This is a genomic window from Polaromonas sp. P1_F8 (assembly GCF_056405635.1).
In genome coordinates this window covers 16,413-43,055 of sequence record NZ_JBFUBS010000006.1, presented here as the reverse complement: position 1 = coordinate 43,055, position 26,643 = coordinate 16,413, and the positions used below count along the sequence as shown (strand labels likewise).

The window sequence follows — 26,643 nt, the reverse complement described above, 5'->3', positions numbered from 1 at the left end:
TGCCTGGATTTTAAAAAAGGAAACACTATGCGCCACGGACACGGATTACGTAAACTCAACCGCACCAGCGAGCACCGCCTCGCCATGCTGCGCAACATGATGAACTCGCTGCTTCAGCACGAAGTCATCAAGACCACCCTGCCCAAGGCCAAGGAATTGCGCCGCGTGGTCGAACCCATGATCACCCTCGGCAAAGAGCCTACTCTGGCCAACAAGCGCCTGGCATTTGACCGCCTGCGCGATCGTGATATGGTCGTCAAGCTGTTCGCAGAGATTGGCCCACGCTACAAGGCACGTCCCGGCGGCTACACCCGCATTTTGAAGATGGGCTTCCGCGTTGGCGACAATGCGCCCATGGCACTGGTTGAATTGGTGGACCGTCCTGAAGTGTCAGAAGACACTACAGCTGACACGGCCAAGGCAGAGTAAGCTACAATACACACATACCGCGCGGTGGAGCAGCCTGGTAGCTCGTTGGGCTCATAACCCAAAGGTCGTAAGTTCAAATCTTGCCCGCGCAACCAACACGTTAGCCTCTCGAGGCCAACAGCAAAACGCCTGCATCAAGCAGGCGTTTTGCTTTCCGGCTTACATCGGCGTTCAGCGATTCTGCTGCCAGTGACGTCGCCGGCAGTCGTTGCTTGCAGCAGGCCTGTATAGCTGTTGCTCAGTCCGGCACAGCCGCCGTCACTTCAATTTCCACCTGGGCGCGGTCTTCAACCAGTGCCGCAACCTCGACACATGTCATGGCCGGAAAATTCTTTCCCATGACTTCGCGGTAGACAACACCCAGTTCCTTGAGCCTGGCCACGTACTCGACACGATCCACCACATACCAGGTCATGCGGACCATATGTTCGGGTCCGGCGCCACCGGCCTTCAGCACGGCCGCAATGTTCAGCAGCGCCTGGCGCGTCTGCGCGATGAAATCGTCGCTCTCGAACTGTTGCTGCGCATTCCAGCCAATCTGGCCGCCGACAAACAGCAGGGCGCCGCGTGCAAGGATGCCGTTGGCATAACCTTTGGGCTCGGCCCAGCCGGGCGGTTGTAGTTTCTTGATCATGAGCTTCCTGAGGGTGTTTTTAAATAAGGTAACAGGGCGCTGCGCATTCGTTCGGGAAGCGGCAGGGGTTTGCCATTGGGGAGCTCTGAATAGACCACCACGCCATGCGCTTTCAGCTTGATGGCTTCGGCGCCGCCCGGCGTGGCTGGGCTGCCGTGGATCTCGTAGTGCATACCCATGCTGGCGTTGCCGAGGCGAGTCAGTTCCAATGTAATTTCCAGTGGGTCGCCATGGCGGCACATACCCAGAAATTCGACCTTCAAATCCACAATCGGCACGCCCGTGCCTCCGGCAATCAGAACATGCTCGGGAAAGCCGATATGCGCCAGGAAATCCTCTTGCACCTCATGCAGCAGATAGAGAAACTGCGGGTAAAAAACGATGCCGGCCGGATCGCAATGGTGAAACCTGACGAGCTTTTGCGCGGTGAATTTCATGATTCGCGCAGCTTGAAGCGTTGCAGCTTGCCGGTTTCGGTGCGCGGCAGTTTGGTAACGAATTCGATCTGACGGGGATATTTGAAAGGCGCAAGCGCCGCCTTGACGTGGTCTTGCAGGGCCTTTGCCATGGCGTCATTTGCTGCCTGGTCAGGCTTGAGCACAACAAAGGCCTTGACGACCATCCCCCGGTCGTCGTCGGGCAAGCCCACAACACCGCATTCAGCCACGGCAGGGTGCTTGAGCAGGGCATCTTCCACCTCAGGGCCCGCCACGTTGTAGCCCGCGGTAATGATCATGTCGTCGGCGCGCGCCTGGTAGAAGAAATAACCGTCGGCGTCCTGCATGAAGGCGTCGCCCGGGTAGTTCCAGCCGTCCTTCACATAGTTGCCCTGGCGCGCATCGTCCAGGTAGCGGCAGCCCGTGGGCCCCACCACCGCCAGCTTGCCGATGGCGCCGCGCGGCACTTCCGCGCCGGTGTCGTCCACCACCTTGGCGGTGTAGCCTGGCACCACCTTGCCGATGGCGCCGCGGCGCACGTCGGCGCCGGCTGCGGAGATAAAGATGTGGAACATCTCGGTCGCGCCTATACCGTCGATCATCTCAATGCCGGTAGCGTCCTTCCATAGCTGCCGCGTGGCGTCAGGCAGGCTCTCGCCGGCACTCACGCACATCCGCAAGCCGGGCACGCCGTGCTGTTTGGCGAACGCAGCCATCTGCCGGTAAAACGTCGGTGCCGTGTAGCAGACCGTTGCGCCGACCTGGTTGATCAGCTTGACCATCGCTTCTGGCGTATAGGCAATGGAGGGGTAGTAAACAGAGGCACCGGCCCACATCGGGAAAATCAGCATGCCGCCCAGGCCAAAGGTAAAAGCCAGCGGTGGCGAGCCGATGACGATGTCGTCCGGCTTGGCCTTGAGCACATGGCGCGGCCAGGCTTCGCAAGCGGCCAATACATCGCGATGTGTGTGCACCGCGGCTTTGGGCTTGCCGGTGGTGCCGGAGGTAAACGCCATCAAGGCGATGTCGTCGGCGGCTACCGGGCAGGGCGTGAATTCGCCGCCCTTCTGCGCCGACAGAACCGCGAGCGAGCCCGGTGCGTCCATCAGGTTGAAGGGCACGATGATGGGCAGCGTATCGCTTTGCGCTTGCGCCATCTGCAATTCCTCCAACAGGCCGGCATCGCACAAAGCCAGCGCAGGCCTGGCTTTTTCTATGATCTCGCCCAGCTCCTTTGCGCGCAGCAGCGGCATGGTCGCCACCGCTATCAGCCCGGCCTGCACCACGCCCAGCCAGGCCAGTGCCATGCCGATCGAGTTGCCGCCGCGCAGCAACACCCGGTTGCCGGGCTTCAGGCTGAAGTTTTCCGTCAGTACCTGCGCGATGCGGTTCACTCGATCCAGCGCATCGGCGTATGTCAAAGTGATCTTGTCCGAACGCAGCAGCGGCTTGCCTGCGTGTCCCTCCCGAAACGCCTTGTCGAACAAGGCCTGCACCAGGTTGGCCTGCGCCGGGATGCACAGCTCGGGCAGTGCGTACACCATGCGGGGAAGCTGCTCATACGGCGGCAAACGGTCGTGTACAAAGCGGTCCGTCTGTGCGGACGGTACCGCGGCAACACTTTCGATGGAGTCGGAGACGGAGGTGCTCATGATTGCAATACGGCCTTTCCAATGATGAGTTGCTGCACTTCGGTCGCGCCTTCGTAAATGCGCAATGAGCGTATGTCGCGGTACAGGCTTTCCACCTTGGTGCCAACCTTCACGCCCAGGCCACCATGCATCTGCAGCGCCATATCGATGACCTTCTGGGCGTTTTCGGTGGCCGTCATTTTGGCCATGGCCGCTTCGGCAGTGATGCGCGCACCGCTGCCCAGACGTTCGCTTTCGTCGCGCATCCAGGCGGCGCGATAGGTCAGCAGCGCGGCCGCATCGATCAGCGCCGCCATCTCGCCGAGCTTGGCTTGCGTGAGCTGGAAGTCGGCCAGCGTCTGGCCGAACATCTTCCGTTCCTTCGAGAAATGCACTGCCTCGGCCAGGGCACGGCGCGCCATGCCCAGCGCGGCAGCGGCCACGGAGGCGCGGAAGATGTCCAGCGTCTGCATCGCCAGCTTGAATCCGCCGTGCAGCGTGCCCAGCTGCGATTCCCGCGGCAGCTTGCAATGCGCGAACTTCAGCGTGGCCAGCGGGTGTGGCGCCATCACAGCGATGTGTTCGCTGCTGTCCAGGCCCTTGCTTTCCGCATCGACGATGAAGGCCGTAATGCCGCGCGTGCCGGCCTGCGGGTCCGTCTTGGCGAAGGTCACGTAAAAATCCGCGATGCCGCCATTGCTGATCCAGGTCTTGCTGCCGTTCAAGGCCCAGCCCTCACCCGTGTCTGTGGCGGAGGTCACCATGGCACCGGCGTCCGAGCCAGCGTCGGGTTCGCTCAGCGCAAAAGCCGCGATCCTCTTCCCGTTGGCTACCAACGGCAGGTAAGCCGCTTGCTGTGCCGGCGTCCCCGCCAGCGTGATCGCGCCACTGCCCAGCCCTTGCATCGCAAACGCGAAATCGGCCAGCGGCGAATGAAAAGCCAGCGTTTCGCGCAGGATGACGAGCGCGCGGGAATCCAATTTTTCAAGCGCGCCGCCCAGGGCGCCGTCCTTTCCCGCCGGCACGCAGTAGCGCAGCCAGCCGTTGGCGCCCAACAGACTCACCCACTCCCTGCAAGCCCTGCGGTCGTCGCTCTCGTCGATGTGCTGATCCGGCGTCCAGTCGGCCAGGCGCTGCGCCAGGTCGCGGTGAACCTCGTCAAAAAAAGGCAGCGCCAGATGGGCGGTGGTTGATCTCATGCGTGATCCTTGTCGTCCTGCCGCGCTCAGTCGCCGCGGAACACCGGTTTCTGTTTGGCTGAAAAGGCCTCGTACGCCCGTGTGAAATCTTGCGTCTGCATGCAGATGGCCTGGGCCTGCGCTTCGGCCTCTATCGCCTGGTCCAGTGTCATGGCCCATTCCTGGTGCAGCATGGTTTTGGTCATGCCGTGCGCAAAGGTCGGGCCGTCGGCCAGCTCTTGCGCCAGCTTTTGCGCCTGCGCCAGCACATCTTTCGGCTCGTGCAGCGCGTTGAAGAAGCCCCACTGCAAGCCTTCCTGCGCGCTCATGGATCTGCCGGTAAACAGCAGTTCCGATGCCCGCCCCTGTCCGATCAGGCGCGGCAGCAACGCGCAGGCACCCATGTCGGCACCGGCCAGGCCAACGCGCGTGAAGAGGAACGCCGTCTTCGCCTGGGACGTGCCCAGCCGCATGTCGGCGGCCAGCGCCATCATGGCACCGGCGCCGGCGCAAATGCCGTCAATCGCCGCGATGATGGGCTGCGGGCACAGGCGCATGGCCTTGATCAGGTCACCCGTCATGCGCGTGAACTCCAGCAGTTCGGGCATGGTCATTTTTGTCAGCGGGCCGATGATCTCGTGCACATCGCCGCCCGAACAGAAGTTGCCGCCCGCGCCGGTGATCACCACGGCTTTCACGTCGGTGGCGGTGTTCAGCGTGCGGAACAGATCGCGCAGCTCCGCGTACGAGTCGAAGGTCAGCGGGTTCTTGCGCTCGGGCCGGTTCAGCGTCAGCGTCGCGACGCCGGCGTCGAACGCATAAGCGAAATGCTCCGCCTGGTGATGGGCCAGCGCATCAAACTGCGCATGCATGGGGTTGGCCAGGCCGATGTAGTGTTTCATGTCGTTTCCAGTTTGCTGTCGGCCAGCAGGGCGTTGTGGTGTTGCTTGACCTTGCCCAGCAGTTTGTGCAGGGACTCCACCTCGCGTGGTGACAAAGCCTCAAAGGCCGCGACGATCCAGGCTTCATGCTCGTTGGCCATTTCGTCGAACAGTTTTCGTCCGCGCGGGGTCAGTCGGACGCGATAGGCCCGGCGGTCACCCTCCACATCCACGCGCTCCACCAGCCCTTCATTCACCAGCTGGTCGGTAATACCCGTGACGTTGCCGCCGGTCACCATCATGCGGCGCGACAGCTCGTTCATCTTCAGCCCTTCCGGGCTGCGCTCAAGTTGTGCCATCAGGTCAAAGCGCGGCAGGGTGGTGTCGAACTGCTCGCGCAATTGGGTACGCACCTGCTTCTCGACCAGCTGCGTGCAGGTCAGCATGCGCAGCCAGAGCCGCAAGGCCTCGGGGTGTTCGCTGTGACCTCTTGCTTCCATGTCCATGGCTTGTCTCCTTGATGATGCTACTTGTTGGTGCTATTTATTTGATAGCTGCCTGCGCCCGGTCTTCCTGGTCTGCAAGCTCTTTTTTCTTCGAGAGTTCGCGGTAGAGCTGGTCGCGCCCGCTCAGGTAGGGCAGAGGCCAGTCCACATGCCGGCTTTGCAGCCTGGCGGCCTCGTGCAGTGTCCAGGCGGGGTCGGCCAGGTGCGGGCGGGCAATGGCGCACAGGTCGGCGCGGCCGGCGGCGATGATGCTGTTGACATGGTCGACTTCCGAGATCGCGCCCACGGCGATGGTCTGTATGCCCACTTCGTTGCGGATGCGGTCGGCAAATGGCGTCTGGTACATGCGGCCGTAAACCGGCTTGGCCGCGCGCGTGGTCTGGCCCGACGACACGTCGATGAAGTCGCACCCTGCGGCCTTGAACATCCGGGCGACGGCAACGGCATCGTCGGCTGTGTTGCCGCCCGGCGCCCAGTCGTGCGCGGAGATCCGCACGCTCATCGGCAGATGCGCAGGCCACACTTCACGCATGGCGGCAAACACCTCCAGCGGAAAGCGGCAGCGGTTTTCCAGGCTGCCCCCGTACTCGTCCGTGCGCTGGTTGGTCAGCGGCGTGATAAAGCTCGACAGCAGGTAGCCGTGGGCGCAGTGCAGCTCGAGCCAGTCAAACCCGGCTTCGGCCGCGTAGCGGGTGGACTGCACGAACTCAGTCTTGACGCGATCCATGTCGGCGCGCGTCATGGCTTTCGGCGCCTGGTTGGTGGGGCCGTAAGCCACGGCGCTGGCCGCCAGAAGCGGCCAGTTGCCGGCGACGAGCGGTTCATCGGGGTGCTCCCAGCCGACTTGTGTCGAGCCTTTGGGGCCGCTGTGTCCCAGTTGCATGCCGATCCTGGCGCCGGCACCTGAGGCATGCACAAAATCCACGATGCGTTTGAAGGCCTTGGCCTGCATCTCGTTCCACAAGCCCGGGCAACCCGGTGTGATGCGGCCCTCTGCGCACGGTGCGGTCATCTCGACAAACACCAGCGCAGCGCCACCCAATGCGCGCGCGCCAAGGTGAACCAGATGGAAGTCCTGCGGCACGCCGTCTACCGCGCTGTAGGTAGCCATGGGCGAGACGACGATACGATTTTTCAATGAAAGCTCGCGTACCTTCAGCGGCAACAGCATGGGCGGGGGCGCCGGCTTGTTATCGGCTTGGCGTGCCAACCACTGCTCATAACCCTGCAGCCAGGCGGCATCGCGCACTCGCAGGTTCTCGTGGCTGATGCGCTGCGAGCGTGTGAGCAGCGAATAAAAGAACTGCTCGGCCTCCATGCCACTGTAGCGGTCCACGTTCTCAAACCACTCGGTGGAGTTGCGCGCCGCGTTCTGGATCTTCAGAACTTCGACTGAACGCAGCGCTTCATAGGTTTTTAGCGCCCCAGCAGCGTCGCCGTGCTGTGCGAAGCAGTTGGCCAGCTCAATCGCATCTTCGAGCGCCAGCTTGGTACCACTGCCGATGGAAAAATGCGCCGTATGCGCAGCATCGCCCATGAGCACGATGGGAACCTGTTTGCCGTTGATGGAAGCCTCATGCACCCAGCGCTCGCACACCACACGAGGAAAGCGTATCCAGATCGCCGAACCGCGCACATGCGTGGCGTTGTTCATCAGCGCGTTGCCGTCCAGGTATTTGGCAAACAGGCGCTCGCAAAATGCGATGCCGTCTTCCTGGCTCATCTGGTCCAGGCCGTGCGCCTTCCACACGGCCTCGGGTGTCTCGACGATGAAGGTCGAAGTGTTCTCGTCAAACTTGTAGGCATGCGCGGCGAACCAGCCATGCTCAGTCTGCTCGAAGGCGAAGGTGAAGGCGTCGAACGTCTTGTGCGTGCCCAGCCAGACAAAACGGCAGGCGCGCAGCTCCACGTCGGGCTTGAAGGTCTCCGCATACCGGTTGCGTATGCGGCTGTTCAGGCCGTCGCTGGCAATCACCAGGTCGGCGTTATATTGCGCCGCAATCGCCTGGTCGTCCTGCACATCGATTTCAAACACCAGGTCCACACCCAGCGTGATGCAGCGCTCCTGCAGGATGTTGAGCAGGCGCTTGCGGCCTATGCCGCAGAAGCCGTGGCCGCCGGAGCGCACCGATCGGCCCTTGAAGAACACCTCCACGTCATCCCAGTGGTTGAAGGCGTCGCCGATCAGCTGTGCGCTGACCGGGTCGGCCATGCGCAGGTTGCCCAGCGTCTGGTCCGACAGCACCACGCCCCAGCCGAAGGTGTCAAAAGGCCGGTTGCGCTCGACCACCGTCAGCTGATGCGCCGGATTCTGCAGCTTCATCAGCAGGGCGAAATACAAGCCTGCGGGACCACCGCCCAGGCAAAGAATGTGCATGAATGCGTACTCTCTGGATTAATTTAACCTTAATTGTTTAGGTTTAAACTAAATCCGTCAAGCGGGTTTTCCGGTGTTTTTCGCAACACCGGAAAACGGGTGTTACCGCAGCGGTGCAGAGGCATGCCGGTATTTACGGCTGCCCCGCCTGCCGGATATCAGGGGGCCTGAAAGCCTGCTGCCCGGTAAGTGAGCACCAGCGTATCCCGAAAACTACTGCCGGCCTGATCGTCTGCCGGCAGGATGGGCGTGGTCTCGTGAATGACCCGGGCATCGTCCAGCAGAAGCGCCGTCAGGGGCTCCCGCATCACAAAGCGCACACCATGCGGGCCGTTGGCATCGAACACCCGGGTTTCGCCGCCTTTGACGCCGTGCCGCGCCACCATCATCACCACCACGAAGTCCACGCCGTCGCGATGTGCGCCTTCTGGCGTGGGCCGGCCTACCCCGCCCGCGGTGTCGATGCGGAACTGGTGCGCTTCAATATGCCAGCGCCCGGCGGGTTGCACTTGCGCAAACAGCTTGCCCAGGTTGGCCAGCAGGTCCGTCCATGCCGGGGCTGTGGCTACCGCTGGCTCGACCGGGTCGAACCAGCGCTCGAAGCCGCCGTGCAGGGCGTTGTAGTCGGTGGGTTGCCAGTGGGCACGATGCGGGGTTTGCGTGAGTGTGCCTTCGGCCAGCTCCTGGACGAAGCAGGAATGGCGGCGCTTGCGGTAGTGGCCACCGTCTTTCAGATGAGCGTCAGGCGGCAAGCGGTTCCAGGAGTCTGTCAGCGCCTGCCAGCCTGATGTCCAAGCCGGCGTCGGCAGTTCCAGCGTGGCCGTCAGCTCGGCAGGGTTGAGCAGGCTCAGCCCGTCCTGGCTGAGCGCCTGGCGAGCCGACTTGGGGACAGTGGCGATATTGAACATGGGCCCTATTTTGCTTGAGCCGCGCGGCCGGCCCGGCAGCCGCAGCCGGAACCCCGTGGCCGCAACAGGTGAAACCTGCCTACATACAGAGCCCCGGAAACTTTCCATAATGGCCTGTCTGACTTTCCAACTAGAGGAGCAATCCAACATGCTTTACAAATTCAAATCCAAAGACGCCGGCGACGTGATCATGCTCGAAGCAAACGGCCGCAAAGTCCTCGAAATCATCGGCAAAGACCCCGCCCCCAAAGGCATCATCCTGCCCGAGCAAATGCCCGCCGCGATCGCCGCCCTGCAGGCAGCGATCGCGCACGAGGAAGCCCACGATGCCAATGCCGAGGATGGCGTTGTCCCCGGCGACGGGCTGGGTTTGCGCCAGCGCGCCGTGCCCTTTATCGACATGCTGCAGCGCAACCTGAAGTCGGGGCATGAGGTGGTTTGGGGCGTTTAGGCTCAGCAGTCGCGCCGGCCCATAAAAAAGCCCTGGTGACAGGGCTTTTTGCATGGTGAGTTGATATGCGCTCAGTCCACCTTCGCCCCCGAAGCCTTCACCACCTGCGCCCACTTCTTGTGCTCGGCGTTGATAAAGGCCGAGAACTGGGCCGGCGTGTTGCCGCTGGGAATCGCACCCTGCGCGAGGAGCTTCTCTTTCATCGCAGGCGTGCCCAGCGCCTTGGCGGCTTCCTGCTGGATGCGGTTCACGATGTCGGGCGGCGTGCCGGCGGGGGCGAGCAGGCCGAACCAGGAGCTCGCGTCAAAGCCTTTCATCGCCGGGCCGCCGGCCTGTTCTATGGTGGGGACGTCGGGCAGGGCGGCCGAACGCTCCGAGCTCGTCACGGCCAGTGCCTTGAGTTTGCCGGACTTGATGAGCTGCATGGAAGACGGCAGGTTGTCGAACATCACATCCATATCACCGCCCACCAAAGCCAGCAGCGCGGGACCGGATCCGCTATACGGGAAGTGCGTCATATAGGTTCCGCTCATGGTTTTAAACAGTTCGCCCGCCAGGTGAATGGACGTGCCGTTGCCGCTCGAGGCCATGTTGAAAGTGCCGGGCTTGGCTTTGGCCGCGCGTATGAAGTCCGTGACGTTGTTGATGCCCGCGGCTTTGGCTTTTTCGGTGTTGACCACCATGACGTTTGGCACGCCCGCGACCAGCGTGATGGGTGCAAAGTCTTTTTGCGGGTCGTAGGCCATTTTGGAATACAGCGATTTGTTGATGCCGTGTGTGCCCACGGTGCCCATGAGCAGGGTATAGCCGTCAGGCGTGGATTTGGCGACCACGTCGGCGCCAATGTTGCCGCCGGCACCGGCACGGTTCTCAACCACAAAGGGCTGGCCGAATGCCTTGGAGAGTTCCGGCGCCATGGCGCGGGCCAGGATGTCGGTGGTGCCGCCTGGCGCGAAGGGCACGACGATTTTGACGGGCCTGGCCGGCCAGCCGGCGCTTTGCGCCCAGGCGGAGGGCGTGGCCATAAAGGTGGCGACGGCGGTCAGCGCGGTGGCCAGGAAGGCACTGTAGCGACGGGAAAGAAAGGGCTTGCTGTTGTTCAAGAGGAGCTCCAGGGGATGGCCGGCGCGCGGCCGGGGGTCACATGAAGATAGCGTGCGTGGGTCCATGCTTCAAGAGGGTTTCAACCCAGCCACCCCAAAAAAGAAAAGCCACCCGGCGGGAACCGGGCGGCTGGCAATCCAACAGTCAACAGATCAGTCGGCGAACTTGCCGGCGGCATCGATCACGGGCTTGAGCTTGTTGATCTCGGCGGATACAAAAGCCTTGTGGGCGGCGGGTTCGACGCGCTTGTCGGTCACCACCACGGCGCCAAGGCCTTCCTGCTTCTTGATGAAGTCGGGGTCTTTGAGCGCCACTTTCAGCGCATTGTTGAGCTGGGTCATCACGGCCGGCGGCGTTCCCTTGGGGGCGTACATGCCATGCCAGATCGTCAGGTCAAAACCCTTGAGGCCCATTTCCTGCAGCGTCGGGTAGTCCTTGAGCAGCTTGTTGTTCTTCAGCGGTTTGGCGGTCGTGACCGCAAACGCCTTGACACGGCCGGCTTCAATCTGGCCGGTGGTGTTCGTGGTCTGGTCGCACATCATGTCGACCTGTCCGCCTACCAGTGCATTCATGGCTGGTGCCGTACCGCCGAAGGGGATGGTGGTCATCGCGTCTTTGGCGTTGATGGCTGCCTGCCACATCAGGCCACAGAGGTGCGATGCCGAGCCCAACCCTGCATGGGCGATGTTGAGTTTGCCGGCATTGGCGCGAATGTAGTTCTCGAAATCGCGGTAGTTGTTGGCCGGCAGCTGCGGTTTGCCGATGATGGTCATGGGCACTTCGTTGATCATGCCCAGGAACTCGAAGTCGTCCAGCACCTTGTAGGGCAGCTTGCGGTACAAGGCCGGCGCAGCCGCCATGCCGATGTGGTGCACCAGCAAGGTGTGGCCATCAGGTGTTGCGCGGGCTACCTTGGCCGCACCGATAGTGCCGCCGGCGCCGTTGACGTTTTCCACCACGAAGTTGGCGCTGCCGCCCATGGCTTTGCGCATGGCTTCGGCCAGGTCGCGTGCCACACGGTCGGTTGGGCCGCCGGCCGCGAATGGGACCACCAGAGTGACTGGCTTGGAGCCGGGGAAGGCGGGGGCTTGCGCGTGGGCTGCAAACATGGCCGTTGCAGCAGCGGCGAGGACTAACAGGCGTTTCATGAGCGTCTCCTTGTGATGAACGCGCCAAGTTTACGGTCCGCTTACTGCGCAAACATCGCGGGAACTACGTAAGGGCTAGCCCCCGGTCGCTTTGCGGGCAGCGCGCAACCCCGGGCTTTGGGAGTTCAGGCCAGCAGGGGCCGCGGGACTGGCTTTGCCAGACCACAGGCGCAGCGACAAGCGTGGGGCTCTACTTGTAACTACGTGCATCCTCAATAACCTTTCCGTCGTTGGGGAGACTTCCTGGGGTCATTAGCTGGACCGTTCCACGCAGTTTGGTGACGTCACGGATGGCGTCGCCGATACGCTGGTCCAGGCCATCCGGAGCGGACGCGGTTTCTACCTGGAAATGCATGTTGTCGCTTGCCATCTCTCCGCTGACGACCAGCCTGGCCTTGATCACTTCCGGAAAGCGCCGGGCGATATCGGCGACCTGTCCGGGGTGTACAAACATCCCGCGGACCTTGACGGTCTGGTCGGCTCTTCCCATCCAGCCCTTGATGCGCGCATTGGTGCGTCCCGTGGGGCAGGTGCCCGCAAGGATGGCGGAAAGGTCGCCCGTGCCAAAGCGAATCAGCGGATAGCCGGGATTCAGGGTGGTCACCACCAGCTCTCCCACTTCGCCCTCAGCCACCGGGTCACCCGTTCCAGGGCGCACGATTTCCACGATCACGCCTTCATCCAGAACCAGCCCCTCACGCGCTTCGGTTTCATAGGCAATCAGGCCCAGGTCGGCCGAGGCATAACACTGGTAGCCCGCAATGCCGCGCTCACCCAGCCAGTCGCGCAGGCTGGGGGGAAACGCCTCGCCTGAAACCAGGGCACGCGTCACGGTCGGCAGTTCCACCTTCATTTCGGCGGCCTTCTCCATGATGATTTTCAGGAAGCTTGGTGTGCCGATGTAGCCGGCCGGCCTGAGTTCCGCCATGGCGTGTACCTGCTGCTCCGTCTGGCCGGTGCCGCCCGGGAACACGGTGCAACCGAGGGCATGCGCGCCGGTTTCCATCATGGAGCCTGCGGGCACAAAGTGGTAGCTGAAACTGTTGTGAATCAGCTGGCCGGCGCGAAAGCCCGCGGCATACAAGGCCCTGGCCATGCGCCAGTAGTCTTTGCGCTTGCCGCCGGGCTCGTAAATGGTGCCAGGGCTGGCAAAAACATGGGGCATGTGCGCGCCGTAACGCAAGGCGCTGAAACCGCCAAATGCATTGCCACTGCCACCGGGCGCGCGCTCGGCCTGCTGGCGCTCAAGGAGCTCATGCTTGCGCGTGACGGGCAATCGCGCCAGTTCCGCGCGTGATGTGATGGCTTGAGCGTCAACGTCCTTGAGAATGGCGGTGAAGGCAGGCGCCCGCGTCTTGGCATGCGCGATCTGCTGCGGCAAGGCCGTCAGCAGCGCCGCCTCGCGTTCCGAAGGGCTTCGCACTTCCAGTGAGTCGTAATGTGTTGTCATTCGCGATCTTCCAAATCCTGTCAATACTCAGTACGTACGATGCGAACGCGACGCCGGCCGCGCCGTAGTTGCATTGACCCGCTCAAGGACACCATGCCAAACAAGGGCGGTCTTAAACCAGCCGGGGCCGCAGGCGCAGCGGCCCCCTCGGGGGGGCAGCGCAGTACACGAAGTGACAAGCGTGGGGGCCATTCAGGCCAGCCACCGCTTGCGGCGCTTGTAGCTCTTCACGTCTTTAAAGCTCTTGCGCTCGCCACCGCCCACGCCGAGATAGAACTCTTTCACATCCTCGTTGTTGGCCAGATCGCTCGCTGCACCGTCCATCACCACGCGGCCGCTTTCCATGATGTAGCCATAGTCGGCGTACTTGAGCGCCATGTTGGTGTTCTGCTCGGCCAGCAGGAAGGTGACCTGCTCCTTCTGGTTCAGGTCCTTCACGATGTTGAAGACTTCTTCGACGATCTGCGGCGCCAGGCCCATGGAGGGCTCGTCCAGCAGCACCATCGATGGGCTGGCCATGAGCGCACGGCCGATGGCGCACATCTGCTGCTCACCGCCCGACGTATAAGCCGCCTGCGAGGTGCGCCGGGTTTTCAGGCGCGGGAAGTAGTTGTAGACCTTTTCGAGGTTGGCCGCCACTTCAGCCTTGCTGCTGCGTGTGTAGGCGCCGGTCAGCAGGTTTTCCTCGATGGTCAGGTGGGCAAAGCAGTGCCGCCCTTCCATCACCTGTACCACGCCGCGTTGCACCAGGTCGGCCGGCGAAAGGTTTTCAATGCGCTCGCCGCGCAGCTCGATGGAGCCTTTGGTGACTTCGCCGCGCTCGCCCCTGAGCAGATTGGAAATCGCGCGCAGTGTGGTGGTCTTGCCTGCGCCGTTGCCGCCCAGGATGGCAACGATGCGGCCCTGCGGAACCTGCAGCGAGACGCCCTTGAGCACCAGGATCACGTGGTTGTAGATAACCTCGATGCCGTTGACGTTGAGAACGATGTTAGGTGTGTCCATATTTTTTCCTGACCAATTGGAAGGCCTGCGTGCAGGCCTTCCAATTGGCGGCTCGCGAGAGCCGCACCTCTCCCGCCAGGCGGGAGGATTGCAAGGCAAGGGCACCGTGGATCCGGCTTTGCCGGTCCGCCAGTGCCGCCCCTTGAGGGGGAGGCGGCGCAGAGCGCCGCCACGGGGGGGGCCTAGCTTTGGCAGTCAGCGGGTGTTCGCGCCGTCAGCTTTTTCTCTGTGGCGTACTTGGCGGCGGTCGACTTGACCAGGGGTTTGATAACCTGCTCATCGGCCTGCAGCCAGTCGGAAGTGAACTTCCACTCCTTGCCGTCCCAGGTATGGATGCGCGCCCATGCCGAACCCATGTGGTCGGTGCAAGAGGTGCTGATCGGGCGCATCACGCCGGCAAAACCCAGCGCGTCCAGCTTGGCCTGCGTCAGATTCAGGTTTTCCAGGCCCCAGCGCACTTGCTCGCCGGTCATGATTTTTCCCTTGCCGAAACGATCTTGTGCAGCGCGAAGGCCTTCCACGCCCAGCATCGCGCTCATGGCGCCACGCATGTAAAGCACCTGGCCGACTTCTTCCTTGGGGCCCGTGCCCTGGCCTTTGCCGTGCACCAGGGTCAGCATGTCTTTGGCCAGCTTGGAGTTCGGCTCGGCGCCGTGCTGCATCGTCACGGCGTTGTAGCCCTTGGCGCCTTCAGCCACGTCTTTCACGTCAGGCTCTGCGCCGGCCCACCACACGCCGTACATCTTCTCGCGTGGGTAGCCGGTGGCTTGCGCTTCCTTGATGGCGGTGGTGTTCATGATGCCCCAGCCCCACAGTGCAACGTAGTCAGGGCGCGACTGGCGAACCTGCAGCCAGGTGGCTTTTTGCTCGACGCCGGGCGCGGTAACAGGCAGCAGTTGCAAGGTAAAGCCGTGCATGGCGGCACGTTCCTGCATCAGCGGGATCGGTTCCTTGCCAAACGGCGAGTCGTGATAGACCAGCGCGATCCGCTTGCCTTTGAGTTTGTCGAAGCCGCCTTCCTTCTTGGCGATGGCTTGCAGGATGGCGTCAGCAGCAACCCAGTAGGTGCCTGCGATTGGGAAGTTCCACTTGAAGATGGATCCGTCCGCGCTCTCGCTGCGGCCGTAGCCCACGGTCACCACCGGAATTTTGTCGACGGGGGCTTTCTCAGTGATGGCAAACGTCGCGCCGGTAGACAGCGGTTGCACCAGCGTGGCGCCGCCGTTTTTGCCTTTCAGGCGTTCGTAGCATTCCACGCTGCGGGCTGTGTCGTAGCCGGTTTCACACTCTTCAAACGAGATTTTCACGCCGTTGATGCCGCCGCGCGCGTTAACCAGCTTGAGGTAGTCCACGTAGCCGTTGGCCCAGGGCACACCGTTGGGCGCGTAAGGCCCGGTGCGGTAGGACAGCACCGGGAAGAACTGCTCCTTCGCCTGGGCGAATGCGCTGGTCGCCACGAGGGACGAGGCGCCGGTGGCGAGGATTGCCACCGCCAACATCAATTTACGAATCTTCATTGTTGTCTCCTGGAAAATTTATAAACACCGTGAAAAAACTGACACCTCAGTAAACGACCTAACAATCCATTGCGCATTGGTGATTTCGAGTAATCCTTAACCCTATGAATAATTGCTCTGACGATCTCAATGTGGGAAAGGCCACAGCCGCAATTTTTGTTTGCCCACGGCCCACAGCTTGGCCAACCCGTGCGGTTCGACAATCAAAAACCACACGATCAACCCGCCGAAAATCATCAGTTCCGCGTGCGAGATGCCCGCCGTGGAGATCGAGATGCCCAGCCAGCCAGCAAGTACCGGCAGCAACTGGCTCAGCACAATCGGCAGCACCACGATGAAGGCCGCGCCGAAGAAGCTGCCCATGATGGCGCCCATGCCGCCGATGATCACCATGAACAGCAGGCGGAAGGAGTAGTCCACTGAAAAAGCGGCGGGCTCCCAGGCGCCCAGGTAAATGAAGGCCCACAGGCCGCCTGCGATGCCGATGATGAAAGAGCTGACCGCGAACGCGCTGAGCTTGGCGTACATGGGGCGTATGCCGATCACAGCGGCGGCGACGTCCATGTCGCGAATGGCCATCCACTCGCGGCCGATTGCGCTGCGCACCAGGTTTTTTGCCAGCAGGGTGATCACCACCACGATGGCCAGGCAAAACAGGTATTTGCTCAGTGCGCTTTCGATGGGCAGGCCGAACACCTGCAGGTTGGACACCGACACCGAACCCGAAGGCGTGTCCATCGTGAACCATTTGATGCGCAAAAACATCCAGTCGCTGAAAAACTGCGCAGCCAGCGTGGTCACCGCCAGGTACAAACCCTTCACGCGCAGGCTGGGCAGCCCGAACAGGATGCCAAACAGCATGGCGCACAAACCGCCCAGAATCAGCGCCGGAATCAGCGGCATGCCGGGTATGCGCACAAAAAAGTTGTAGGCCCCGTAAGCGCCGACGGCCATGAAGGCGCCCGATCCCAGTGAGATTTGCCCGCAATAGCCCACCAGGATGTTCACGCCCACTGCTGCCAGCGAGAAGATCAGGAAAGGAATCAGGATGGCGCGGAACAGGTAGTCGCTGGCCAGCAGCGGCACAACCACGAAGGCAAACGCCAGCAGCAGTCCGATGGCGATGCGGTCCTGCAGGATTGGGAAGATCTGCTGGTCCGCCCGGTAGTTGGTTTTGAACTGGCCGTTTTCTCTGTAAAACATAAAGGTGAGCCGCCGTTAGATCGCAATAAAAGAAGTTGTGCGCTGGGCTTTGCCGCGCCGTAGGCGCATCGGCCCCAATTCACATGTAAGGGGCAGCGCGCCGAAGGCTCGAAGTGACAAGCGTGGGGGCTTCATGTCTATACGCGATCGATGATTTTTTCGCCGAACAAGCCCTGAGGCCGAACGAGCAAGACACAAAGCGCAAGCACATACGCGAACCAGATTTCAATACCACCACCGACATAGGGCCCGAGAAACACTTCGGCCAGTTTTTCACCAACGCCCAGAATCAGCCCGCCCACAATCGCGCCAGGCACCGAAGTCAGGCCGCCCAGAATGACCAGCGGCAGCGCCTTCAGCGCCAGCACCGAGAGTGAAAACTGCACGCCCAGCTTGCTGCCCCAGATCACGCCGGACACCAGCGCGACGAAACCGGCAACGCTCCAGACAATGACCCAGATGCGGTTCAGCGGAATGCCGATGGATTGCGCGGCCTGGTGGTCGTCTGCCACGGCGCGCAGCGCACGTCCGGTGCTGGTGTACTGGAAGAAGGCGGCCAGTGCGGCCACAAGGGCGGTAGCGATCAGCGCGGCGACCAGGTCTTCCTGGTTCACCAGCAGGCCGCCCTGGAAGACACCTTCCAGCAGGAACATCGGATCCTTGGGCATGCCCACGTCGATCTTGTAGATGCTGGAGCCAAAGATGGTCTGACCAAAGCCGTCAAGGAAATAGGAAATTCCCAGCGTCGCCATCAACAGCGCGACACCTTCCTGGTTCACGAGCTTGCTGAGCACCAGCTTTTCAATCAGCCAGGCCACCACGACCATGATGGCCAGCGCAGCGGCGAACGCCAACGCGTTGTTGATGAACTTGCTGTCCAGTCCGGTCCACTGCGGTATCCATTCGGAGAACCGCGCCATGGCTAGCGCCGCGAACAGCACCATGGCGCCCTGGGCGAAATTGAAGACGCCCGAGGCCTTGTAGATAAGTACAAAGCCCAGCGCGACCAGTGAATACAGCATGCCCGACATGAGGCCGCCAATAATGGTCTCAAGAAATGAACCCATGTTATTGGCTCCCCCCTGTTGCGGGCTTACTTCGTGAGAACGTGTTGCACACCCCCGTTGCCGACTCACTTCGTGTAGCGGCCTCCCCCCTTGCAGGGGGCGCCGCTTGTGGCCCGGCAAAGCCGGTTCCACGGCGGCCGCTGGATCTGGTTTGTTGGTGTTTATGCATATTCAGTGGCTGGTTCCGAGGTAGGCCCGGATCACGTCTTCGTTGTTGCGTACTTCGTCGGGGGTGCCGTCGCCGATTTTTTTGCCGTAGTCGAGCACCACGACGCGGTCGGAGATGTCCATCACCACGCCCATGTCGTGCTCGATCAGCACGACGGTGGTGCCGAACTCGTCGTTCACGTCGAGTACGAAGCGGCACATGTCCTGTTTTTCTTCGACGTTCATGCCGGCCATGGGTTCGTCGAGCAGCAGCACCTGCGGCTCCATCGCCAGCGCACGGCCCAGGTCAACGCGTTTTTGCAAGCCGTAGGGCAGTTGCCCGACGGGCGTCTTGCGATAGGCCTGGATTTCCAGGAAGTCGATGATTTTTTCCACCGCCTCGCGGTGCATGATTTCTTCTTTTTCGGCGGGACCTATGCGCAGCGCCTGCAGCAGCAGGTTGCTTTTGATCTTTAGGTTGCGGCCCGACATGATGTTGTCGAGCACGCTCATGCCCTTGAAGAGCGCCAGGTTCTGGAAGGTGCGCGCCACGCCCATGACCGCCACCTGGTGGCTGTTCATGTGCTTGAAGGTCTGGCCGCGAAAGGTGATGGAGCCCTGCTGCGGCGCATAGACGCCGTTGATGCAGTTGAGCATGGAGCTTTTGCCGGCGCCGTTGGGTCCGATGATGGCGCGGATTTCATGCTCTTTCACATTGAAGGAAATATCGGACAGCGCTTTCACGCCGCCAAAACTGAGGCTGATGTTGTTGACGTCGAGGATGACATCGCCGATTTTTTTTGTCATGCTGCCCCCACGCTTGTCACTGCGTGTACTGCGCTGCCCCCCGAGGGGGCCGCCCGCCTGCGGCCCGGCAAAGCCGGTTCCGCGGCTCGAGCTGGTATCTGGGGGACTTGCTGTCGCTTGTTGTTCATGCTGCTGCCTTTACTGGCGCAAAAGTCTGGGTATCACTGATCTTCAGCGTCGCACTGACACTGCCTGATCGACCGTCTTCAAATTTGACGACGGTTTCAATGAACTGTTCGGTCTTGCCGCCATAAAGCGCATCGATCAGCGGCTGGTATTTCTCGGCGATAAAGCCGCGCCGCACCTTGTTCGTCCGTGTGAGCTCACCGTCATCTGCGTCCAGCTCCTTGTGCAGCACCAGGAAGCGGCTGACCTGTGAGCCGGCCAGCAGCGCATCCACGCTGAGGTCGGCGTTGACTTTTTCGACACATTCCTTGATGAGCTGGTAGACCTCGGGCTTTTGCGCCAGGTCGGTATAGCCGGCGTAGGGCAGGTTGCGGCGCTCGGCCCAGTTGCCCACGGCGTCGAAGTCGATGTTGATCATCACGCAGACTTTTTCGCGGCCATCACCGTAGGCCACGACTTCCTTGATATGCGGGAAGAATTTGAGCTTGTTCTCCACATACTTGGGCGCGAACATGGCGCCGTCGTTGGCGCCGCCCTTGATGCGGCCCACGTCTTTCACGCGGTCGATGATCTTGAGGTGGCCGCTGGCGTCGATAAAGCCCGCGTCGCTGGTGTGATACCAGCCGTCGGCGCTCAGCACCTCGGCCGTCGCCGTGGGGTTTTTGTAGTATTCCTTGAGCAGGCCGGCGGACTTGACCAGGATTTCCCCGTTGTCGGCCACCTTGATTTGCACGCCGCTGATCGGCACCCCTACCGTATCGGCACGCGCCTCGTTGTCCGGCTGCAGGCACACAAACACGGCGGTCTCGGTCGAGCCGTACAGCTGCTTCAGATTGATGCCGATGGAGCGGTAGAACGTAAAGAGGTCCGGGCCAATAGCCTCGCCTGCGGTGTAGGCCACACGCACGCGCGAAAAGCCCAGCGTATTGCGCAGCGGGCCATAGACCATCACGCTGCCCAGCGCATACAGCAGGCGGTCAAGCCCGCCCACCGGCTTCCCGTCCATCAATGCGGGGCCGGCGCGTTTGGCCACGCCCATGAAATAGTTGAACATGCCGCGCTTGATGCGGCCCGCGTCTTCCATGCGAATCATCACGGTGGTCAGCAGGCTCTCGAAAATCCGCGGTGGCGCAAAGTAATAGGTGGGGCCGACTTCTTTCAGGTCAATCGTCACGGTGCTCGCGCTCTCGGGGCAATTCACCACATAGCCGCAGGCCAGCCACTGCGCATAGCTGAAGATGTTCTGGCCGACCCACGCGGGTGGCAAGTACGCCAGCACTTCCTCGCCGGAGGTGAGTTTGTCGAAATCGGCGCCGGCCCTGGCGCGGTCCAGCAGGGTGTTGTGGGTGTGGACCACGCCCTTGGGGTTGCCCGTGGTGCCCGAGGTGAAAAACATCGCGGCCACGTCGTGCGGCCCGGCCTTTTCGACTTCAACCTTGAAGAAGCTGGGTTGCTTTGCGGCAAAGGCCCCGCCTTTTTCCAGCAATGCGTCAAGCGACTGCAGGCCGTCTTCGGCATAGTTGCGCAGGCCGCGCGGGTCGTCATAAATAATCTGCGCCAGCTGTGGGCACTGGGTGCGAATCTCCAGCAGCTTGTCCACCTGCTCCTGGTCTTCGACCAAGGCAAAGCGCACGTCGGCGTTGTTGATGGGATAGACGCACTCGGCGCCCACGGCGTCCTGGTAAAGCGGAATGGGAATGGCGCCCAGCGACTGCGCGGCCAGCATGGTGGCGTACAGGCGCGGGCGGTTGGCGCCGATGATCACCATGTGCTCGCCGCGCTGCAGGCCGGCTTCATGCAGGCCGCAGGCGATGCGCTCCACCAGCTGCGCCATACCGGCCCAGCTGTGCGCTTGCCAGATGCCGTACTCTTTTTCGCGCATGGCGGCGGCGCCCGGGCGCTCGGCTGCGTGTTTGAGCAGCAATCTTGGGAACGTGGTCTGCATTCGCTTTCTTGTCTCCGTTTTGTTGCGGCCTTCTTCGAGGAAAACCGCTGATATGGGATGAATAGTAGGACCAGCTTTGACGCTATGGTGTCATTGCGACGACAATTTCCGGGTAAGTCCTACTGGGGTGTGCCCGGGGTCGGCGCGGTTTATCGGATAAAGCGCCCGTCGCGCGAAACCATGGTGAGCTCCACAAAGCGCGAGGCATTGCGGGCCGAGTCGCTGAAGCTCACTTCAAAGCCGCCCAGGTCATAGCGCTTCAAATTCCAGGTGCCGTCGATGAAGCCGGCGCGTGTCGGGTTTTTGCCCGCACGCCGCAGCGCCTCGGCAAATACGCGGGCATTGATGTAACCCTCCAGCGCCAGGTGTGAAGGCTCCAGCGCCACGCCCGCGGCCTTCCACGCCTGCTGGAATTCGCGCACCATGGGCACCACGGTATTGCCCGGCAAGGGCACGACTTGAGACACGGCAATGCCGGTGGCGTCGTCACCCATGGCTTTGAGTGTGGCGGCCGCGCCCATGATGGATAGTGCATAGAGAGGCAGTCCCTTGCGCTGCACGCGTATTGCTTTCACGAAGTCGATGGTCGGCTTGCCGGCCAGGCCCACCAGCACGGCTTCCGGGTTGGAGCCCGCAATTTTTACCGCTGCCGGGCCGGTATCCGAGGAGTTGTTTTCCACCGTGACAATCGCGGTCGCTTCCAGCTTGTGTTTGGTCATGGAGCGCTGGGTGGCGTCGAACACTTCTTTGCCGAAGGAGTTGTTCTGGTAGACGATCGCGATGCGCCGGATGCCGATGGTTGCCAGGTGCTGCACCAGCTGCTCGGCTTCGTCGGCGTAACTTGCACGGATGTTGAACACGTTGCGCGCGTTGGCGGGGCGCGCCGACAGCGCACCGGAAAACGGTGCGAAGAAAGGCATGCCCGACTCGATCACCTGCGGCAGCATGGCCTCGATCATGGGTGTCCCCATGCAATTGAAGAGCGCGAAATTGCTTTTGTCGTCGATGAAGCCTTTCACATTGGTCAGCGCGCGTTTGACGTCGTAGCCGTCGTCGGCCACTGTGAGTTCTATCGGCCTGCCATTGACGCCACCCTTGGCATTAATGCTGGCAAAGCACGCTTTGGCGCCCTGGTGCATGGCCTGGCCCAGTTCGCCCAGCGGCCCGCTCAACGCGATGGATTGCGCGATGCGCACCGGGCCGGTGTCTTGCGCGTGCGCCGTTCCGTAGAGCGCGGCGGGTACGGCGGCAAGCGCGCCCAGCATGCGGCGGCGTGTCAGCTGTGTGTGCGGCCGGGCGGCGTGTGCGGGGAATAAATCGGGCGATGGGCGTGTGCGGTTGTCGGTCATGGCGGGTCTCCTGGCTGTCGTTATCGGCTTGTTGATTTGCTGTCTCAGCGGGGCCGATGCTATGCTTTGGATTGGCAATGAAATGTCTATCCGACGACAATCCAAGGGTTGCGCCCGCCCCGGACTTTCCCTGACCTTTCACTGACTTTCACCCGAATGTTGTGAGCCATGTCCACTGAACCGCCTCTTCACCAGCGCCGCAGGAACCCCACGCCCGACGAGCTGCGCGGCATTCCCTGGCTGCCCTTGCTGCAGCCTGAAGAAAGAGCACGTGCGTTAGCCGGGCTGCAGGTGGGCGACGCCGCGCCGGGCGACTATGTGTGCCGTGTCGGCAAGCCGGTGACCTACTGGTTTGGCGTGGTCGAAGGCCTGCTCAAGATGAGCAGCGACAACGAGCAGGGCATGACCATGACGTTCACCGGCGTGCCGCCCGGCGGCTGGTTCGGCGAAGGCACGGCGCTCAAGCGCGAGCCCTACCGCTACAACATCCAGGCGCTGCGCAAAAGCGTGGTGGCGGGTTTGCCCGTGGAAACCTTCCACTGGCTGCTGGACCACTCCATCGGCTTTAACCGCTTTGTGATGAACCAGCTCAACGAGCGGCTCGGCCAGTTCATCGCCGCGCGCGAAATCGACCGCATGAACAACCCCGACATCCGCGTGGCACGCAGCCTGGCCTCGCTGTTCAACCCGGTGCTGTATCCGGGCGTGGGCGAAATCCTGCGCATCACGCAGCAGGAACTGGCTTACCTGGTGGGCCTGTCACGCCAGCGCGTGAACGAGGCGCTCAACGCCTTGCAGGCCCAGGGGCTCATCCGCATCGAATACGGCGGCCTGCGCGTGCTGGACCTGGGCGCCCTGCGGTCCAGTGTTTTTTCAAGCAAATAAGGGCTGCAGGCCAATGGTGGCGAGCGCAAGCAGCTATTGAATTAGTAGCAAACGTGTTCGGTGGCTTGAACTGCCCGGGGAGCCATTTTGGGCGTTTGGGGTGCGGTTTGGGGCGCTTTTCAGGTGCCAAAAGTGCCTGCAGACCAATCAGAACGGGCGCAAGCAGCTATGAAATCAGGAGCGCTTGGTGTGACCAGTACAGCCGCCGTCCTCAGGAAAGAAACAAAATAAAGATGGAAACCGCTTCGACCACCCAATTGGCGCGGTTTGCAGCCTGGGCGTTTTCCTTGAGGATTGGCCAAAGCACTTCGCGTTGCCATGCCCACAGGTTGTAGGCCGCCGCCAGCAGTGCACCCGACAACCCGGCCAGCCATGAGTTGGTCAAGAAGCCGGCAAGGACGGCAATCACCAACAGGACGGATGTGAGGACAAATGTGCCGCCCGCAGCGCTGGCCAGAACATGCGAGAGCCCTCCGCACAAGGTGCAGGTGGCGGGGTTGCCTCGGCTGGAGAGACGTTTTTCCCAGGTTTTGATTCCGGCCTGGTGGCAATGGGGGCAGATGTTCATGGTGCTGAAGGGGTGGTTGCCGAAGTCGTGCCGGCAATCGCCCTGCACAGGTTCTCGCGTGCACGTGCTTCCAGTGTTTCGTGGAAATGCGCCGTGCTGTAGATCACAGGCCGGTCCAGAAAGCCCTGAAGGATCTCGCCCCGTTTTTGCCGGAACAGGGCCGCGGGCACAAAAGCGTATTCGTCCCGGATCTGCTGCTCGTATTCGGCAAACCTCTCCGCGCCGGCGCCCAGGATGGACAGGTCGATATCGACCAGCAACTGTTCGTCAGCCGAGGCCGGCAGCGCCGTATGGCGGGTGGCCATGACCAGGTCGTGAACGCGCTGCGCGGCGGCTTCAGCGGTGCCATGCGCCAGCAGCACCTCGCGAGCCCAGTCGGCGCTTTCTTCCTCGTTGTCGTGGCGTTGCGTGTCGTAAATCGCATCATGGAACCAGAGCGCCATCTCGACCTCTGCGGGCTGTTCGGCCAGGTCGCGGGCGGCCTCGAAATGCGAGAGGCATTCCCTGAGGTGCTGCACGGTGTGGTACTTGCGGTGCAGCTCTGAGTAGCGCGCCACCAGTTCGTCGAACACCGCCCGCCCGATTGGCCGGACGGCAAGGGCATCAGCGCAAAGCCGCCAGGATCTGGCCAGCAGGTCTGTGGGGTCAGGGGTTTGCATGGGCATGACTTTATCGTTTGGGAGTTTTGTGCGTGTGTGGGCGCTCCGGCGGGGCGGCAGGCGCGCACAGGGACTCGACCAGTCTCAGCGCCGGCAGCGACAGCTGGTCAAAGCGGCGCGCGCAGATCAGCAACTGCCGGTCGGCCCAGGTGTCGGTCAGCTTGAGGATGCGCAGCTTGCCTGCCTCCGCATGGCGTTCGGCCGCGATGGCCGGCACCACGGCCACGCCGACCCCGGCCTCCACCATGCGGCAGACCGCCTCAAAGCTGCGAAGCCGTATGCGGGTGCGCATGCGCAGCCCCAGGCGTACGGCCTGCAGGTTCAGGTGCTGTTGCAGCGCGCTGTCTTCTCCCAGGCCGACGAAGTCGTGGGTCAGGGCTTGCTCAAACAGAATCTGGCGCTGGCGGCCGAATCCGCTGCCGGGCGGGACCACCAGCACCAGCTGGTCGTGCCGGAAAGGTTTGGATTCAAGGCTGGAGACGTCGGCGGAGTCGGCCACGATGCCGAGGTCGGCCGTCTGGGCCAGCAGCTGCGACACGATCAGGTGGCTGGGGCGCTCCTCCAGGTCAACGTCGATGGCCGGATGGGTGTTGAGGAAATCCGCGAGTGCTTGTGGCAGGTAGTCGGTGATGGCGGCGGTGTTCGACAGCAAACGCACCTTGCCGGCCAGCCCGCCGGCATAGTCGCCGATCTCGCCGTGCATGCGCTCAAGCTGCTGCAGCATCAGCCGCGCATGGTGGGCCACGGCCAGGCCGGCCTTGGTCGGCTTCACGCCGGCGCGCAGGCGCTCCAGCAGCGGGACACCCAGGGCGTCTTCCATGCCGCGTATGCGTGCGCTGGCCGAGGCGAGCGCCAGGTGCGAGAGCTTGCTGCCCGCCGTGATGCTCCCTGTATCAACGGTGTGCAGAAACAGCCGAAGGTCGATGAGGTCAAAGCGAAGAGTGGCGGGCATGGGCTGCAGGCGTTTTAGCCTTCGGCAACGGCGAAGGCTGTAAACGGATATTACCGCTTGAGCGCCAGCGCGCCGCTGCGCAGAATCGGCGCATGAACTCGATGAACAACTTCGTGAGCGCAGGGAACGACACCCTCTTGATGGCCGCCGTCGCCGGCGTATTCCTGCTGGCCGGCCTCGTCAAGGGCGTGGTGGGCCTGGGGTTGCCGACGCTCTCCATGGGCTTGCTGGCCGGCGTGATGCCGCCTGCGCAGGCAGCCGTCATCCTGATCCTGCCTTCGTTGCTGACGAATGCCTGGCAGATGTGGGACGGCGCCGCGCTGGCAAGCCTGTTGCGGCGCCTGTGGCCGCTGCAGGCTGGCGTGATCGCCGGAACGTTGTGGGCACCGGTCAGCCTGGTCACCCTTGATGCGGACCTCGCCTCGGCAGGTCTGGGCGCCGCGCTGATCATTTATGCGCTGCTGGGGCTGTGCGCGCTGCCGCTGGTGGTCACGCCGCGCGGCGAGCGGGTTTCTTCCTTCGCTGCCGGCCTGGCGACCGGCGCCATCACCTCGGCCACCGGCGTGTTTGTCTTTCCGGCCGTGCCTTACCTGCAGGCCTTATCGCTCAAGAAAGACGAGCTGGTGCAGGCGCTTGGCCTGTCTTTTACCGTTTCTACTGTCGCACTTTTTCTGCGCCTGGTGATGGAGGGCTCTTTTGCCATGGGCAGTATGCCGGGTGGCTGGAGTTTGCTGCTGCCATTGCCCGCTGCCTTGTTGGGCATGGTCGTCGGCCAGAAGCTGCGCGGGCGAGTGGGCGAGAAGGGTTTCAGGCGCCTGTTTTTCACCGGTCTGCTGCTGATAGGCGTTTACATGGTCACCCGCAGCGCGATGCGATAGCCACGCCGGTGCGATGGAAAACCACAGCGAGGTTTCGCAGGCTATGGAGGCGCTCCATGCCAAAGCCGCGCGTCTGGTCTTGCTGTTGGAGGAAGCGGGCGATCAGGGTGATCCCTTGCTGCCTTTGGCCTCGTCCCTGCTGGACGACATTGACGCCCTGCGCGCGCTGCACCTGCGCGTGGTGATGCGGTCTCACGCATCGGCTTGAACAGGGTTTAAACCCCTAATTTTTACGCTTTCTTTATACCGGCTACCGGTCTTTCATCCCCGTTTTTACACGTCGGATCCGAAACTTCTTCCATCGTTTGTTGTTGGAGAAAGTCATGGATCTCGCGTTTATTCTTGGCGCCGCCGCCCTCTGGGGTGTGATGGTCTTGCTGGTCTGGGGCTTCCAGAAGCTTGAA

General features: G+C 62.2%; 26 protein-coding genes and 1 tRNA gene. 6 read left to right on the top strand and 21 right to left on the bottom strand.

The window, feature by feature from the left end; genetic code table 11:
• The first annotated feature begins 27 nt into the window (after positions 1 to 27).
• Both rplQ and AC1D1J_RS18395 read left to right on the top strand, forming a co-directional pair.
• A complete protein-coding gene (gene rplQ / locus AC1D1J_RS18400; protein ID WP_122954335.1) occupies positions 28 to 429 on the top strand; it encodes a 50S ribosomal protein L17 in 402 nt (133 codons plus the stop codon).
• Between the two features lie 18 nt (positions 430 to 447).
• Positions 448 to 524: transfer RNA gene (locus AC1D1J_RS18395), tRNA-Met, on the top strand.
• A gap of 143 nt (positions 525 to 667) precedes the next feature.
• Here AC1D1J_RS18395 and AC1D1J_RS18390 read toward each other — a convergent pair.
• The 8 genes from AC1D1J_RS18390 to AC1D1J_RS18355 form a co-directional block, all read right to left on the bottom strand.
• Positions 668 to 1,063, bottom strand: a complete 396-nt coding sequence (locus AC1D1J_RS18390) for a RidA family protein (RefSeq protein ID WP_477695499.1) — start codon at positions 1,061 to 1,063, stop codon at positions 668 to 670.
• Positions 1,060 to 1,500 carry an acyl-CoA thioesterase gene (locus AC1D1J_RS18385; protein WP_477687134.1) on the bottom strand — a complete coding sequence of 147 codons (441 nt, stop codon included), beginning with the start codon at positions 1,498 to 1,500 and terminating at the stop codon, positions 1,060 to 1,062. Before AC1D1J_RS18385 ends, AC1D1J_RS18390 begins: the two co-directional genes overlap by 4 nt.
• Positions 1,497 to 3,152 carry an AMP-binding protein gene (locus tag AC1D1J_RS18380; RefSeq protein WP_477695498.1) on the bottom strand — a complete coding sequence of 552 codons (1,656 nt, stop codon included), beginning with the start codon at positions 3,150 to 3,152 and terminating at the stop codon, positions 1,497 to 1,499. The genes AC1D1J_RS18385 and AC1D1J_RS18380 overlap by 4 nt, the downstream gene beginning before the upstream one ends.
• The gene (locus AC1D1J_RS18375) at positions 3,149 to 4,330 is read right to left on the bottom strand and encodes an acyl-CoA dehydrogenase family protein (protein WP_477695497.1); all 1,182 of its coding nucleotides are present in this window, start codon (positions 4,328 to 4,330) and stop codon (positions 3,149 to 3,151) included. The genes AC1D1J_RS18380 and AC1D1J_RS18375 overlap by 4 nt, the downstream gene beginning before the upstream one ends.
• Positions 4,331 to 4,356: 26 nt before the next feature.
• The gene (locus AC1D1J_RS18370) at positions 4,357 to 5,211 is read right to left on the bottom strand and encodes an enoyl-CoA hydratase family protein (protein ID WP_477687137.1); all 855 of its coding nucleotides are present in this window, start codon (positions 5,209 to 5,211) and stop codon (positions 4,357 to 4,359) included.
• Complete coding sequence (locus AC1D1J_RS18365) at positions 5,208 to 5,696, bottom strand: MarR family winged helix-turn-helix transcriptional regulator (RefSeq protein ID WP_457281386.1); 489 nt, start codon at positions 5,694 to 5,696, stop codon at positions 5,208 to 5,210. The genes AC1D1J_RS18370 and AC1D1J_RS18365 overlap by 4 nt, the downstream gene beginning before the upstream one ends.
• Before the next feature lie 37 nt (positions 5,697 to 5,733).
• Positions 5,734 to 8,073: a bifunctional salicylyl-CoA 5-hydroxylase/oxidoreductase gene (locus AC1D1J_RS18360; protein ID WP_477695496.1), complete on the bottom strand. Its 2,340-nt coding sequence runs from the start codon at positions 8,071 to 8,073 to the stop codon at positions 5,734 to 5,736.
• A 158-nt stretch (positions 8,074 to 8,231) separates the two neighbouring features.
• Positions 8,232 to 8,981 (bottom strand): 2OG-Fe dioxygenase family protein, encoded by a 750-nt coding sequence (locus AC1D1J_RS18355; protein WP_477695495.1) that lies wholly within the window; start codon positions 8,979 to 8,981, stop codon positions 8,232 to 8,234.
• 148 nt (positions 8,982 to 9,129) lie between these two features.
• On the opposite strand from AC1D1J_RS18355, the gene AC1D1J_RS18350 reads away from it, so the two are divergent.
• Positions 9,130 to 9,432 (top strand): DUF1840 domain-containing protein, encoded by a 303-nt coding sequence (locus AC1D1J_RS18350; protein WP_436156923.1) that lies wholly within the window; start codon positions 9,130 to 9,132, stop codon positions 9,430 to 9,432.
• Between the two features lie 71 nt (positions 9,433 to 9,503).
• On the opposite strand, the gene AC1D1J_RS18345 is transcribed toward AC1D1J_RS18350, so the two are convergent.
• The 10 genes from AC1D1J_RS18345 to AC1D1J_RS18300 all read right to left on the bottom strand — a co-directional run bounded on the left by AC1D1J_RS18345 (position 9,504) and on the right by AC1D1J_RS18300 (position 22,297).
• Positions 9,504 to 10,457 (bottom strand): Bug family tripartite tricarboxylate transporter substrate binding protein, encoded by a 954-nt coding sequence (locus AC1D1J_RS18345; RefSeq protein ID WP_477695632.1) that lies wholly within the window; start codon positions 10,455 to 10,457, stop codon positions 9,504 to 9,506.
• A 231-nt stretch (positions 10,458 to 10,688) separates the two neighbouring features.
• On the bottom strand, positions 10,689 to 11,684 hold the full coding sequence (locus AC1D1J_RS18340; RefSeq protein ID WP_477687139.1) for a tripartite tricarboxylate transporter substrate-binding protein: 996 nt from the start codon (positions 11,682 to 11,684) through the stop codon (positions 10,689 to 10,691).
• Positions 11,685 to 11,874: 190 nt separating this feature from the next.
• Positions 11,875 to 13,134 (bottom strand): phenylacetate--CoA ligase family protein, encoded by a 1,260-nt coding sequence (locus tag AC1D1J_RS18335; RefSeq protein ID WP_477695494.1) that lies wholly within the window; start codon positions 13,132 to 13,134, stop codon positions 11,875 to 11,877.
• 192 nt (positions 13,135 to 13,326) lie between these two features.
• The gene (locus AC1D1J_RS18330; RefSeq protein ID WP_457281381.1) at positions 13,327 to 14,136 is read right to left on the bottom strand and encodes an ABC transporter ATP-binding protein; all 810 of its coding nucleotides are present in this window, start codon (positions 14,134 to 14,136) and stop codon (positions 13,327 to 13,329) included.
• A gap of 182 nt (positions 14,137 to 14,318) precedes the next feature.
• Positions 14,319 to 15,653, bottom strand: a complete 1,335-nt coding sequence (locus AC1D1J_RS18325; protein ID WP_477687141.1) for an ABC transporter substrate-binding protein — start codon at positions 15,651 to 15,653, stop codon at positions 14,319 to 14,321.
• A 126-nt stretch (positions 15,654 to 15,779) separates the two neighbouring features.
• The gene (locus AC1D1J_RS18320; protein ID WP_457281379.1) at positions 15,780 to 16,856 is read right to left on the bottom strand and encodes a branched-chain amino acid ABC transporter permease; all 1,077 of its coding nucleotides are present in this window, start codon (positions 16,854 to 16,856) and stop codon (positions 15,780 to 15,782) included.
• 137 nt (positions 16,857 to 16,993) lie between these two features.
• Positions 16,994 to 17,923, bottom strand: a complete 930-nt coding sequence (locus tag AC1D1J_RS18315) for a branched-chain amino acid ABC transporter permease (protein WP_477695493.1) — start codon at positions 17,921 to 17,923, stop codon at positions 16,994 to 16,996.
• A gap of 171 nt (positions 17,924 to 18,094) precedes the next feature.
• The gene (locus tag AC1D1J_RS18310) at positions 18,095 to 18,877 is read right to left on the bottom strand and encodes an ABC transporter ATP-binding protein (protein ID WP_457281377.1); all 783 of its coding nucleotides are present in this window, start codon (positions 18,875 to 18,877) and stop codon (positions 18,095 to 18,097) included.
• Positions 18,878 to 19,001: 124 nt separating this feature from the next.
• Positions 19,002 to 20,948 (bottom strand): AMP-dependent synthetase/ligase, encoded by a 1,947-nt coding sequence (locus AC1D1J_RS18305; RefSeq protein WP_477695492.1) that lies wholly within the window; start codon positions 20,946 to 20,948, stop codon positions 19,002 to 19,004.
• A 149-nt stretch (positions 20,949 to 21,097) separates the two neighbouring features.
• Positions 21,098 to 22,297, bottom strand: coding sequence for an ABC transporter substrate-binding protein (locus AC1D1J_RS18300; RefSeq protein WP_477695491.1), 1,200 nt, complete (start codon positions 22,295 to 22,297; stop codon positions 21,098 to 21,100).
• 168 nt (positions 22,298 to 22,465) lie between these two features.
• Between AC1D1J_RS18300 and AC1D1J_RS18295 the strand changes: the two genes are divergently transcribed.
• Entirely contained in the window at positions 22,466 to 23,182 is a 717-nt protein-coding gene (locus AC1D1J_RS18295; RefSeq protein ID WP_457281374.1) for a Crp/Fnr family transcriptional regulator, read from the top strand.
• Positions 23,183 to 23,393: 211 nt separating this feature from the next.
• Here AC1D1J_RS18295 and AC1D1J_RS18290 read toward each other — a convergent pair whose 3' ends face one another.
• Genes AC1D1J_RS18290 through AC1D1J_RS18280 form a run of 3 tightly spaced genes read right to left on the bottom strand, consistent with a single transcriptional unit; the run spans position 23,394 to position 25,361 of the window.
• Positions 23,394 to 23,750: a hypothetical protein gene (locus AC1D1J_RS18290; protein ID WP_477668652.1), complete on the bottom strand. Its 357-nt coding sequence runs from the start codon at positions 23,748 to 23,750 to the stop codon at positions 23,394 to 23,396.
• Positions 23,747 to 24,415, bottom strand: coding sequence for an HD domain-containing protein (locus AC1D1J_RS18285; protein ID WP_477695490.1), 669 nt, complete (start codon positions 24,413 to 24,415; stop codon positions 23,747 to 23,749). Before AC1D1J_RS18285 ends, AC1D1J_RS18290 begins: the two co-directional genes overlap by 4 nt.
• A gap of 4 nt (positions 24,416 to 24,419) precedes the next feature.
• Positions 24,420 to 25,361 carry a LysR substrate-binding domain-containing protein gene (locus AC1D1J_RS18280; protein WP_477695489.1) on the bottom strand — a complete coding sequence of 314 codons (942 nt, stop codon included), beginning with the start codon at positions 25,359 to 25,361 and terminating at the stop codon, positions 24,420 to 24,422.
• A 92-nt stretch (positions 25,362 to 25,453) separates the two neighbouring features.
• Here AC1D1J_RS18280 and AC1D1J_RS18275 point away from each other — a divergent pair, with 92 nt between their 5' ends.
• Positions 25,454 to 26,239, top strand: a complete 786-nt coding sequence (locus tag AC1D1J_RS18275) for a sulfite exporter TauE/SafE family protein (RefSeq protein WP_477687147.1) — start codon at positions 25,454 to 25,456, stop codon at positions 26,237 to 26,239.
• Between the two features lie 13 nt (positions 26,240 to 26,252).
• Positions 26,253 to 26,447 (top strand): hypothetical protein, encoded by a 195-nt coding sequence (locus tag AC1D1J_RS18270; protein ID WP_477649103.1) that lies wholly within the window; start codon positions 26,253 to 26,255, stop codon positions 26,445 to 26,447.
• The last annotated feature ends 196 nt before the right edge of the window (positions 26,448 to 26,643 follow it).

Bases quoted from the DNA above. Each gene is read 5' to 3' on its own strand.
- AC1D1J_RS18280 (WP_477695489.1), bottom strand. From the start codon at position 25,361: ATGCCCGCCACTCTTCGCTTTGACCTCATCGACCTTCGGCTGTTTCTG.
- AC1D1J_RS18275 (WP_477687147.1), top strand. From the start codon at position 25,454: ATGAACTCGATGAACAACTTCGTGAGCGCAGGGAACGACACCCTCTTG.
- AC1D1J_RS18350 (WP_436156923.1), top strand. From the start codon at position 9,130: ATGCTTTACAAATTCAAATCCAAAGACGCCGGCGACGTGATCATGCTC.
- AC1D1J_RS18295 (WP_457281374.1), top strand. From the start codon at position 22,466: ATGTCCACTGAACCGCCTCTTCACCAGCGCCGCAGGAACCCCACGCCC.
- AC1D1J_RS18285 (WP_477695490.1), bottom strand. From the start codon at position 24,415: ATGCCCATGCAAACCCCTGACCCCACAGACCTGCTGGCCAGATCCTGG.
- AC1D1J_RS18300 (WP_477695491.1), bottom strand. From the start codon at position 22,297: ATGACCGACAACCGCACACGCCCATCGCCCGATTTATTCCCCGCACAC.
- AC1D1J_RS18335 (WP_477695494.1), bottom strand. From the start codon at position 13,134: ATGACAACACATTACGACTCACTGGAAGTGCGAAGCCCTTCGGAACGC.
- AC1D1J_RS18315 (WP_477695493.1), bottom strand. From the start codon at position 17,923: ATGGGTTCATTTCTTGAGACCATTATTGGCGGCCTCATGTCGGGCATG.
- AC1D1J_RS18305 (WP_477695492.1), bottom strand. From the start codon at position 20,948: ATGCAGACCACGTTCCCAAGATTGCTGCTCAAACACGCAGCCGAGCGC.
- AC1D1J_RS18270 (WP_477649103.1), top strand. From the start codon at position 26,253: ATGGAAAACCACAGCGAGGTTTCGCAGGCTATGGAGGCGCTCCATGCC.
- AC1D1J_RS18365 (WP_457281386.1), bottom strand. From the start codon at position 5,696: ATGGACATGGAAGCAAGAGGTCACAGCGAACACCCCGAGGCCTTGCGG.
- AC1D1J_RS18390 (WP_477695499.1), bottom strand. From the start codon at position 1,063: ATGATCAAGAAACTACAACCGCCCGGCTGGGCCGAGCCCAAAGGTTAT.
- AC1D1J_RS18355 (WP_477695495.1), bottom strand. From the start codon at position 8,981: ATGTTCAATATCGCCACTGTCCCCAAGTCGGCTCGCCAGGCGCTCAGC.
- AC1D1J_RS18330 (WP_457281381.1), bottom strand. From the start codon at position 14,136: ATGGACACACCTAACATCGTTCTCAACGTCAACGGCATCGAGGTTATC.
- AC1D1J_RS18290 (WP_477668652.1), bottom strand. From the start codon at position 23,750: ATGAACATCTGCCCCCATTGCCACCAGGCCGGAATCAAAACCTGGGAA.
- AC1D1J_RS18385 (WP_477687134.1), bottom strand. From the start codon at position 1,500: ATGAAATTCACCGCGCAAAAGCTCGTCAGGTTTCACCATTGCGATCCG.
- AC1D1J_RS18370 (WP_477687137.1), bottom strand. From the start codon at position 5,211: ATGAAACACTACATCGGCCTGGCCAACCCCATGCATGCGCAGTTTGAT.
- AC1D1J_RS18345 (WP_477695632.1), bottom strand. From the start codon at position 10,457: ATGGCCACGCCCTCCGCCTGGGCGCAAAGCGCCGGCTGGCCGGCCAGG.
- AC1D1J_RS18380 (WP_477695498.1), bottom strand. From the start codon at position 3,152: ATGAGCACCTCCGTCTCCGACTCCATCGAAAGTGTTGCCGCGGTACCG.
- AC1D1J_RS18310 (WP_457281377.1), bottom strand. From the start codon at position 18,877: ATGACAAAAAAAATCGGCGATGTCATCCTCGACGTCAACAACATCAGC.
- AC1D1J_RS18340 (WP_477687139.1), bottom strand. From the start codon at position 11,684: ATGAAACGCCTGTTAGTCCTCGCCGCTGCTGCAACGGCCATGTTTGCA.
- AC1D1J_RS18360 (WP_477695496.1), bottom strand. From the start codon at position 8,073: ATGCACATTCTTTGCCTGGGCGGTGGTCCCGCAGGCTTGTATTTCGCC.
- AC1D1J_RS18375 (WP_477695497.1), bottom strand. From the start codon at position 4,330: ATGAGATCAACCACCGCCCATCTGGCGCTGCCTTTTTTTGACGAGGTT.
- AC1D1J_RS18320 (WP_457281379.1), bottom strand. From the start codon at position 16,856: ATGTTTTACAGAGAAAACGGCCAGTTCAAAACCAACTACCGGGCGGAC.
- rplQ (WP_122954335.1), top strand. From the start codon at position 28: ATGCGCCACGGACACGGATTACGTAAACTCAACCGCACCAGCGAGCAC.
- AC1D1J_RS18325 (WP_477687141.1), bottom strand. From the start codon at position 15,653: ATGAAGATTCGTAAATTGATGTTGGCGGTGGCAATCCTCGCCACCGGC.